2 protein-coding genes are annotated in these 1,213 nt (G+C 41.0%); both read left to right on the top strand.

The annotated features are described in order from the left end of the window. Positions 1-501 precede the first annotated feature (501 nt). Entirely contained in the window at positions 502-744 is a 243-nt protein-coding gene (locus B155_RS0112680) for a type II toxin-antitoxin system Phd/YefM family antitoxin (RefSeq protein WP_018128627.1), read from the top strand. Continuing rightward, positions 741-1,007, top strand: a complete 267-nt coding sequence (locus B155_RS0112675; protein ID WP_018128626.1) for a Txe/YoeB family addiction module toxin — start codon at positions 741-743, stop codon at positions 1,005-1,007. Before B155_RS0112680 ends, B155_RS0112675 begins: the two co-directional genes overlap by 4 nt. The last annotated feature ends 206 nt before the right edge of the window (positions 1,008-1,213 follow it).

Genomic DNA, 1,213 nt, shown 5'->3' with positions numbered 1-1,213 from the left:
TCAACGCTTCGTGCAACAACCCTTTTGCACATTCATAGCCAACTTAAGATCCTGAATCACGCATCACTTCGTTCTGCTGTTCAGGATGACGTCTTGATTGGTTGACTGGTTCCTCGGTAACAGAAAAGTGTTAATGCCCTGAAATACTTTATTTGATCCAAACATCTCCAGCGTTAGAATTGAGCAGGAGTTGCCTTCATTTTGCATAGCGTCAGAGAAGCAGAACATGCGCCGATTCCGACAGCTGTCGGGGTGGTGTAGCTCCCCTTTTGTCCTCACAAAAGGGGAAAAGAAAAAGAAGCTGGAGCTTCTAGAATGCATTCCCAACGAGGACGTTGGGAACGAGGTAAAGCCAAAAGTGTAGTCATTTCACTACCTCTAAGTACTGCTATCATTTGAGATCTTTCGAGATTGTAATCACCCTAGCCCTAATTAAACTAGTTGACAATACGGACGCAATAACGTACGTTATCTATTCCAGTCTGAACAAATCTCTATTCTATGAAAACATTAACAGCAACCCAAGCTCGAAAAGACATCTATAAATTACTAGATGAAGCGTCTGAAACACATCAGCCCATCCAGATTACGGGTAAGCGATCAAATGCGGTGCTTATTAGTGAAGAAGATTGGCGGTCTATTCAAGAAACTCTTCACTTATCCTCTATTCCTGGAATGCAGGAGTCGATTGTAGAGGGATTAAATACACCTTTAGAAGAAACCGAAGAAGACCTTGACTGGTGAGCAACTATAGACTCGTTTATACCAAACAAGCTCAAAAGGATGCTAAAAAAGCAGCATCTTCAGGATTGAAACCCAAAATTCAACATCTACTAGCGCTTATTGAAGAGGACCCATTTTCAGAATACCCACCTTATGAAAAGTTGGTAGGCAACTTAGAAGGAGCATATTCAAGAAGAATAAATATCCAGCATCGCTTAGTGTACCAAGTGTATGAACAGGAGAAAGTTGTCAAAATAATCAGAATGTGGACCCACTACGATTAATCAAAGTAGGCTAACTACTTTTATCCTTTTTCTAGTGCATAGAATAAAAATAGGATATCGGATATAATCTCAGAAGATCCCGATCCGACAACCAGAGAACGAGAGCAAATTCTTAGGCTTTTATCAACGCTTCGTGCAACAACCCTTTTGCACATTCATAGCCAACTTAAGATCCTGAATCACGCATCACTTCGTTCTGCTGTTCA

Source organism: Balneola vulgaris DSM 17893, from assembly GCF_000375465.1.
GTDB lineage: Bacteria > Bacteroidota > Rhodothermia > Balneolales > Balneolaceae > Balneola > Balneola vulgaris.
Note: the sequence above shows the minus strand (reverse complement) of the source record. Positions and strands in the feature narration are given on the sequence as shown.

Bases quoted from the DNA above. Each gene is read 5' to 3' on its own strand.
- B155_RS0112680 (WP_018128627.1), top strand. From the start codon at position 502: ATGAAAACATTAACAGCAACCCAAGCTCGAAAAGACATCTATAAATTA.